Raw genomic sequence first — 8043 nt, 5'->3', positions numbered from 1 at the left:
CATAGTCCCGGCTGGCGACCACGCGATGGTCGGCGTTGTACTGCACTTCCAGCTCGCGGCCGAGCACGTCGGTGGCCGCTCAGGTCGTAGCGGAAATGGTAGTGCTCACCGTCGCTGGTCCAGTGCTCCACCACGCGCGGCTTGTCGCCAATGGTTTCCCAGCGGTAGTGGCAGCCCGGGCCCAGCGCGTTGCTGTGATGCTGTCTGGCGACCTTGTGGGGAGCACATTTGTTGAATATGCACTTTTAAAGATCAGAAATAATTTAGAGGTGCGCCCGTGAAAAGCTCGCTTTCAATACGAAACAACGGGAAGCCCTAAAATATTTTTTTTGGGAAAGGCTTTTTTGTAGCGGCCTTCCAAGATAAAAGCACTCCAAGCCCCCCTAGAGTTCTATTGATTATTTCAAGCTGCTCCTTTTCAACTAGCCAAATCGCTTTTGAGTCAGTAATATCGACAAGTTTACCGTTGTTATTCCCCTCCAAAATCCACTGTCTCAATGGAATCCCTCCCACATTTATTGACAGGTGTCGAGCGTTTATGAGATTAAGCTCATAAACCATGCGCAGCTGTTCACCCCTATACCTTTCTAGCCCCTTATTCCGACCCGGCAGTTCTTTTTTGAATAGCGCTACGCTTTCAAACGGATAAATCGAAGTAAAATTTTCTCCCGTGGCATAACTCAGCCCCTTACTCACACTTCCAACCTTATAAGCTATGCCGTAAGAAGCAAAGTCGCCAAGCGAAACCTCCCTAAACAGATCGACATAATAATCAACTAGAGAGGATTCGCCACCTGACTGTGCATCAAGATGAAAAAAGCTGCCATAATCATTTGTGTTATATCCATAAGATGCTCGCCAAGGAACAATACCTTCAACCTCATTATAGAGCCTAAATGAAGAAACTTCTCCAGCTTGAATCTTTTGTGTTAGCTCATCAAGTGTAACCTCAATCAAGTCATGATCACCAACATGGTCTCCCCTTATGAGATATTCGTAGTAACCAGCGCCAGTAACCGGAAACCTTATCAATGAGAAATAAAAGACCCCAAGCTTTAACGCCTGTTCCGGCGTTAGCTTTTCAGTACCATATAATGCCATTGCCAAGCACATAAGCAACCTGTATTTTTATAAATAAGCCATCCGATGCTGACCAGAACCGCGCCTGAAAGTACCCACTTAATACCGCTTCAACGCTGATCCAATGCTCCCTGGCTAGACTAAGGGTGAGCTGGCCTTGGACTTGATCTCCGAGAAAGCAAATGTTCCGTCCAGCGTTATCCGCTACACGCCCTTAAAAATTGCAACCTAGATACCCCTTACACACACCCATAACTACAAATATTCTTCAACAAGCAATTGCTTTATAAATTTTCATTATTTGAGCAGCATACTTCTTGCCCCCCGGAACACCAATCCCTTTCAAATAATCCAGCAAGCCACCGAGATTAAACCTCAAGAAGTGCAACTCGATCAGATAAATGTTTAAAAAATTCGAATAAAAGGCGTGCATTTCAACAATTACTTCACCCTCATTTTCCGGACTCTTTCCTTCTTGCCCCTCGGCCTCGTCCCGCAGACCATTGAGCTTGGCAGCAACATAATCGCTAACCAAAACGGTTTCGCGTGCAATACTTGTCAAGTCAACAGGATGCAAATTTACAAAATTGAAGAGAACCGCCGCATCGTGACACGCTTCGACAAGCTCGCGAAAAGCTACGCAGCCATGGTCTCGCTGGCTTGCTCCATGCGGTGTTTGCGATATCTCTTTTCGTACAGAGCCTAACGCCTGTTTCCCAATGTGCTTTTTCTACATTCTTTTGCGGATTTCACCGTAACAGGTAGCCCTGAGAGCAAAAAGGTTCCGCCAAATTAAAACCATGAGCCTCGCCACTATCAATCTTATTAGCAGCGAAACTTTTTCTGTGAGAGATAGCCATACAACTAACGCGCTTATATCGGATCAAACTTAACTCCGCCACGCGAAAACAAACCAGGAAAACTGTCTGACTTTAAATTTCCAGACAATATGCCCGCCAAGGTAGATGTTAGATTCGATTCAAAATATTCTATATCAGGGGATCTAGATGCAATTATCGCAACCCCCCACAAATCACTATCTTTTTTTGAGTCTACCACCCAGAATATATAATCGCCGTTATCTGTCACCCCGACCGCTATTAACCCATTCGGAGCGGGATACAATGGAAAATTATAATAACTTGGATCCGAGGCATTCAGTTCGCTAAGATCTTCTGCAACAAGTCTAGATTGATCAAAAAAGTTCACATTCTCATTAGTACTAAACGGATTAAAAATAACTAAAAAATCCGCCAACCTACCCGAACCATAATTATTTATGAAATCCACATAGTCTGATGGAAAACATAACCCAGGCTCAATTTCCGCCCATACTTTTCCTACGCCTGGGTCTGAAGGGTTTTGAGGTGGATTTACAAGTGTAGCCAACCGGTTCGTAGCCATAATTACATTCCTGGAGGATTTAGCACAGTAACATGCTCAAAGAATCCACCTGATCCTTCCGCTTTGATTGTGATACCAGCCGGAATTCTCGATGGTCCATGATAGATCGGGATTATATTTACATCAACAACTTGACCTTGCTCAAGAGCCTTTCTTATCCGCCCTTCTACCGCACTCATCACTGGTGTATTAGCGGGGCGTTGCTGAATTGTGATAAGATTCCGCACGTCGTCTCCGGAGCCGCCCAACTGCCGCCCCAACAAATGGCCTCGTGCCCTGTTAGATCCAGCTGCCTGAACCCCGGTTGGGCGCCCCAACCTATCTAAATTACCATATTTAATTCCACAAGGACTTAACCCTAATGGATCAATCCAAGCAAGTGAATTCGATGCGTACCTGTAAAGGTTGGCCCCACCTAATAGTCCAATTGGGTCTTGAGTAATAAAGCGCCCAACCGCAGAGTCATAATACCGGAACGTGTTGCAATGTAGCCCTGTTTCATGATCGACATACTGCCCTTGGAAGCGCAGATTCTGCTCAATCTCATTGACGGCTAATTGCTCAATCGAACCCCACGAACGATACGTCGCCTGCCAAACGATCCCACCTTCGCTATCCGTCACCTCCAGCGGCGTGCCGATCTGGTCGGTATGGAAATAGTAGACCTTCTGCCCTTCTCCTTCGACCTGATCGACACGTGCCAAGGGCGCGTAACTCCCCGGCTCATAGAGATACAGAATGCTCTGCCCCGGCGTCTCCTCACGCAGCATCCGCAGCCCTTGCCAGAGGAAGCGTTTCTGCTCGACCTCGCCGTTGATTTCCGCCTGCTTCGCAACCCGCCGCCCCAAGCTGTCATAACGGTAGTGCCCGGTGCTTTCCAGCTTGCCATTGACCAGCGTTTCCGCCCGCACCAACCGGTTTTCGCAGTCATAGGCAAAGTGCTGCAGCTTGCTTTGCCCCGAGCGCTTCTCGATCAGGTTGCCCCAGGGATCATAGCTGTATTCCTGGTCCCGCCACTGTTTGATCCGGTTGTCCTTGACCTTGTCGAACTGGCGCGCGTTGAAATCGAGTCGGTTGGCCGCCGCGTCGTAACGAAACTCTTCGCTACCAATCAGCGAGCCGGTATCGCGGCTGCGTAATTGGCCGTTGGCTTCGTATTCGTATTTGACCTCGCCGCGCAGCTTGTCGAGGGTACGTACCAGTTCGCCTGCAGGGTCGTACTGGTAGCGTCGGTGGATCGGGTTGTACGCATGCTCCACCAGCAATGAGGTATTGATGCCGGTGTTATGCACCTGCGAGAGCTTGTCGGCCGGCAAGGTCGAGGCAAACTGCCAGGCCTTGCGCCCCATGGCGTCATAGCCAAAGCAACTGGTGAGCTTGCCCTGGGTCCGGTAGACCTCGCGGTGCAGGTCATCGTGCTCCATGTCGTTGATCACCTGGCCATCCAGGTTCAGCTGGTGCAGGTGCCCGCTGCCGTAGTACAGGTGGTTGACCTTGCGGCCATCCGGCAACGTCAACGTGGTCAGGTTGCTGAGTGGATCGTACTCATAGCCGAGTGTGCCGGCGGGCGTGATTTCTTTCGTCAGCCGGCCGAGCAGATCGTAGGCGTATTCCAGCTTTTCGTCAGTCACGCCGAGTTGCTTGCCTGCAACGGCCGGTGTGCGCTGGATGCACAGCAGCCGGCCGGCGTCGTCGTATTCGAAGTCCTGGCGGGCATCGCGATTGAGCTTGGCAATCAAGCGAACAATGGCATCACGTTCAAACAACGTCTCGCGTTCCGGACGCTCGCCATAGCCTACTTTGTCCCAAAAAATGCTCTGGTATTCCCATGCTACTGTTATCGACTAAACTATTTCAAGCGATAAAACGTAGATTAGATGTTCCAGACTGCGCATCAAAAAATGAAGTGACTGAGACAACGTTGGCAGTCACTTCAAAAAATCCAATAATTAAAGAGCAATATCCCAAGAAAAAATCAATAAGCTTCCATATTCAGCATGACCTTACCCAAAAAGCTCCTTTACATCTTCGTCCCCCATCTGCTCATAAGGAGGCAATCCCAGAGAGTCAATTTCTGAAATTTCTTGCTGATTCTCATTAACATCTATACTTTTAGGTCATATGGCGCTGTACCGAATACAAACCTTAACGAGTCGACCTGTTTATCATTTCCACCTTGTGCATTACCGATGACAGACCATTCGCCCTCCCCCATCTCTAACAAGGAAAAAGTATCCAGTATAACCGGAAACATTTTTATTTTGTTAATTACCGCCAGTCCCTCGCTGGCCGACGCGGCAGTCTCTGAGTAAATCTCAGCAACATACCCCAATTCTATTTTCCTTATTAGCCTTGCAAAACCATACGCACCCTCGTCAATCTTGAACGAAAGGATATCACCAGCCGAGTATTTTGCAGCTTTATTCTTGCGCACTGAAGCATCCTCATGATTAATTGGGCTAGTCTCCAAATCATAAAACAAGCTACACCATTAAGAACAAGTAACAAGTCGATCCAATACCGTATCCCCTCAATCATCGGCCATCTTTTCAAGGACTCAAAATAGAGTGCTCGATCACGCGCGGTTTACCGCCCTAGATTTGCCAGCGGCATTTGCAGATCAGATTTAAATTAAGAGGGGCTGCGCCCTCTCTTAGAATAGATATTTTTTAAAGATCTACTTACCCCCCTAAGCAAGTCCGAACATCAGCAAGAACAAGTTGGGCACTTAAAAACCTAACCTCAAGACACAAAAAAGGCTCCCGCCAAGTCACCTTAGAACTGAGATCAGCGGCTCATCGAACGACTTATCTTTGATGATTTTTCTTGAATTGATCACATTGTCGTATTGGGCCTTGTCAGTAAATTCCGCACCTAGCTTTGCCGCGCAATGGATAAATACTGCAGGATAAGCATAGTTATCCGGCGAATCCAACACGTCACCTATAGTTTGTTTTGTTGGAGTTATACAAGCCAAAACTTTAGGAATATAAAATTCCTTTAGCACCTGCCCAATATGTGCGCACGTTTCTTTAGCCGAAGCTAAGTCTGGTGTTTTTACCGAGCCTCCAGGAGCGCTTCCGAAACGTTTGACCTGCTCGCCAGATGATATAAAAGAAAAACACCCCTCGTTAAATAAATTGCTTTTATAGGGCGGATTGAAGCCTGAGGCACATTCAAATATTGCCCCGCCGTAGACTATCCCACCCAACACATAAGAATCCACGCGAGCTAAATGCTCCAGAAATAGTTCAGCTACGACTTTTTTGTTATATTTGAATTTCAATTTATTTTTTGACGCCGCAACACCTTCAAACTGCGAAGCGATAGCCTTTAGCTCTTTTAACAATTCAGATTCGAAATTTACGCGATTTTCAGAACTCATAGCTCACCGATACTTAAGCACATTAATACTGCCTCATGCACAGCGCCTTTTTCGGCCTATAACTTGCTTCGCGCACTTTTGGTGTCGAGTTTTAGCTTAGCTGCTGTACCATTGGATGGTTTAATAACTCTTCCACCAAGAGGCTGTGCCGTGTTAGCAGGCGGGTGGTCTATCCCTTTTCCGTCGGTGTGGCTGAGCACCTGCCCGAAGGCGTTGTAGGTGAAGATTTCCTGGGTCCCGTCCGGATGGCTTATGCGCAGCCCCCCGTCCGGCTCCAAGGAGGTGGTCTGGTTCAGCGCATCGGCCATCGCAATCAGATCCTGACGCCCGTCGTAACGGTAGTAGACGCTCTTATTCGAACAGCTGGGAAGCGCTGAACCTGAGTGTTCGCCACTAATTAGGAAACCGCCCGCTGCGATAAGTCTCAAATAGTTTTTTTACCCACTCAATATCACATGACTTTAAATACGAGTCTGCCACCAACCCCATATCATCTGAGATATAACCAGCAATTTCGGAACTGGCAGTCAAGGAATACACTTTCTTAAAAACAAACTCTCGAATCTCATTCACAGCCACCTTATCCTCAGCAGATAAATACTCAAGAGTTTTTAACTTTTCAAAAGCACTCGACCAAGCCTTGTCAAATACGGCGCCATCCCGACGATCCAAGGCTTCATCCCAGTCACTTACGCTAGCTACAACGACTTCAAAAAAGCCATCTTTCCGAACTGTTTCCCTAACTACATCCAGCGAATTCTTACTCATCTCAACCCACTCTCCTTAAGCCAATTCTCAATCAAATCAACCGCGACACGCGGGGTTACATTCTCACCTAGCACATGGGTTCCGTTTGGAGAAACGACGTCAACTTTTATATGATCCAGGTCCTTATATGCTTCACGATACGCAGCAAAGAGCTGGTCATCCGTACCAGGAAAGTCCCCCTGCCGAGGTCCAATAGGCCCTCTTTCTGCCTCATGTAACAACCAATGCTCATGCTCCGGATTTTCACCTTTCGGGAACAGTGTTGGCCGTGTTTTATCTGATCTTGACACTGCGAAAGGCCGACCTTTTGACTTTCGCACTGAGGGCACATGGTGTCCAGATTTGCTTACTCCCATTCCCTTACTCTCGCACCAACCCCACGGGTCAATCCCGGTGACGGGACTGGAGACATAGCGATAAAGATTAAATCCACCTAGCAGGCCGATAGGGTCATGGCTGATGAAGCGGCCAATCTCAGGATCATAGTATCGGAACGTGTTGTAGTGCAGCCCTGTTTCATTATCAAAGTACTGACCTTGGAAGCGCAGATTCTGCTCAAGCTTATTGACGGCGAATTGCTCAATCTCCCCCCATGATCGATACGTCAACTGCCAAACGATCTCACCTTCGCTATCCGTCAGCTCCAGTGGCGTGCCGATCTGATCAGTATGGAAGTAGTAGACCTTCTGCCCTTCCCCTTCGACTTGATCGACACGTGCCAAGGGCGCGTAACTCCCCGGCTCATAGAAATACAAAATGCTCTGCCCCGGCGTCTCCTCACGCAGCATCCGTAGCCCTTGCCAGAGGAAGCGCTTCTGTTCGACTTCACCGTTGATTTCCGCCTGCTTGGCTATTCGCCGCCCCAGGCTGTCGTAACGATACTCGCCTCGGCTCTCCAGCTTGCCATTGACCACTGTTTCCGCCCGAACCAACCGGTTCTCGCAGTCATAGGCAAAGGTCTGCAGCTTGCTGTGCCCCGAGCGCTTCTCGATCAGGTTACCCCAGGGGTCGTAACTGTACTCCTGATCTCGCCACTGCTTGATCCGGTTGTCCCTGACCTTGTCAAACTGCCGCGCATTGAAGTCCAATCGGTTCGCCGCCGCGTCGTAACGAAACTCTTCGCTCCCAATCAGCGAGCCGGTATCGCGGCTGCGGAGTTGTCCGTTAGCTTCGTACTCATACTTGATTTCGCCTCGCAGCTTGTCGAGGGTACGTACCAGTTCGCCTGCAGGATCGTACTGGTAACGGCGGTGGATCGGGTTGTAGGCATGCTCCACCAGCAGCGAGGTATTGATACCGGTGTTATGCACCTGCGAGAGCTTGTCGGCTGGCAAGGTCGAGGCGAATTGCCAGGCCTTGCGCCCCATTGCGTCATAACCGAAGCAACTGGTGAGCTTGCCCTGGGT

The 8043-nt window shown here is 48.8% G+C and carries 7 protein-coding genes and 4 pseudogenes; 1 reads left to right on the top strand and 10 read right to left on the bottom strand.

Translation table 11 applies throughout. From position 1 onward, the window contains the following. The 3 genes and pseudogenes from AC1MHZ_RS23250 to AC1MHZ_RS23240 form a co-directional block, all read right to left on the bottom strand. Positions 1 to 197 (bottom strand): annotated as a pseudogene (locus AC1MHZ_RS23250) (hypothetical protein); the annotation flags it as partial. 118 nt (positions 198 to 315) lie between these two features. Continuing rightward, positions 316 to 1101 carry a hypothetical protein gene (locus AC1MHZ_RS23245; protein ID WP_482967003.1) on the bottom strand — a complete coding sequence of 262 codons (786 nt, stop codon included), beginning with the start codon at positions 1099 to 1101 and terminating at the stop codon, positions 316 to 318. 247 nt (positions 1102 to 1348) lie between these two features. Then, on the bottom strand, positions 1349 to 1642 hold the full coding sequence (locus AC1MHZ_RS23240; RefSeq protein WP_482967002.1) for a hypothetical protein: 294 nt from the start codon (positions 1640 to 1642) through the stop codon (positions 1349 to 1351). A 24-nt stretch (positions 1643 to 1666) separates the two neighbouring features. On the opposite strand from AC1MHZ_RS23240, the pseudogene AC1MHZ_RS23235 reads away from it, so the two are divergent. Next, a pseudogene (locus tag AC1MHZ_RS23235) lies at positions 1667 to 1786 on the top strand (IS5/IS1182 family transposase); the annotation flags it as partial. Positions 1787 to 1953: 167 nt separating this feature from the next. Here the strand turns inward: AC1MHZ_RS23235 and AC1MHZ_RS23230 are convergent. From AC1MHZ_RS23230 to AC1MHZ_RS23200, 7 genes and pseudogenes are all read right to left on the bottom strand, one after another. Continuing rightward, entirely contained in the window at positions 1954 to 2484 is a 531-nt protein-coding gene (locus tag AC1MHZ_RS23230) for an SMI1/KNR4 family protein (protein ID WP_482967001.1), read from the bottom strand. A 2-nt stretch (positions 2485 to 2486) separates the two neighbouring features. Further along, positions 2487 to 4289 (bottom strand): annotated as a pseudogene (locus AC1MHZ_RS23225) (RHS repeat-associated core domain-containing protein); the annotation flags it as partial. A gap of 299 nt (positions 4290 to 4588) precedes the next feature. Beyond that, complete coding sequence (locus AC1MHZ_RS23220) at positions 4589 to 4918, bottom strand: Imm26 family immunity protein (RefSeq protein ID WP_416768391.1); 330 nt, start codon at positions 4916 to 4918, stop codon at positions 4589 to 4591. Between the two features lie 336 nt (positions 4919 to 5254). Next, a complete protein-coding gene (locus AC1MHZ_RS23215; protein WP_416768389.1) occupies positions 5255 to 5869 on the bottom strand; it encodes a hypothetical protein in 615 nt (204 codons plus the stop codon). A 173-nt stretch (positions 5870 to 6042) separates the two neighbouring features. Continuing rightward, positions 6043 to 6231 (bottom strand): annotated as a pseudogene (locus AC1MHZ_RS23210) (RHS repeat protein); the annotation flags it as partial. Between the two features lie 31 nt (positions 6232 to 6262). Further along, positions 6263 to 6637 (bottom strand): hypothetical protein, encoded by a 375-nt coding sequence (locus tag AC1MHZ_RS23205; RefSeq protein WP_416768387.1) that lies wholly within the window; start codon positions 6635 to 6637, stop codon positions 6263 to 6265. Next, the coding region (locus AC1MHZ_RS23200; protein ID WP_482967000.1) for an RHS repeat domain-containing protein at positions 6634 to 8043 on the bottom strand (1410 nt) is incomplete at its 5' end. The genes AC1MHZ_RS23200 and AC1MHZ_RS23205, both read right to left, overlap by 4 nt.

This window comes from Pseudomonas sp. FA-1, from assembly GCF_056856075.1.
Note: the sequence above shows the minus strand (reverse complement) of the source record. Positions and strands in the feature narration are given on the sequence as shown.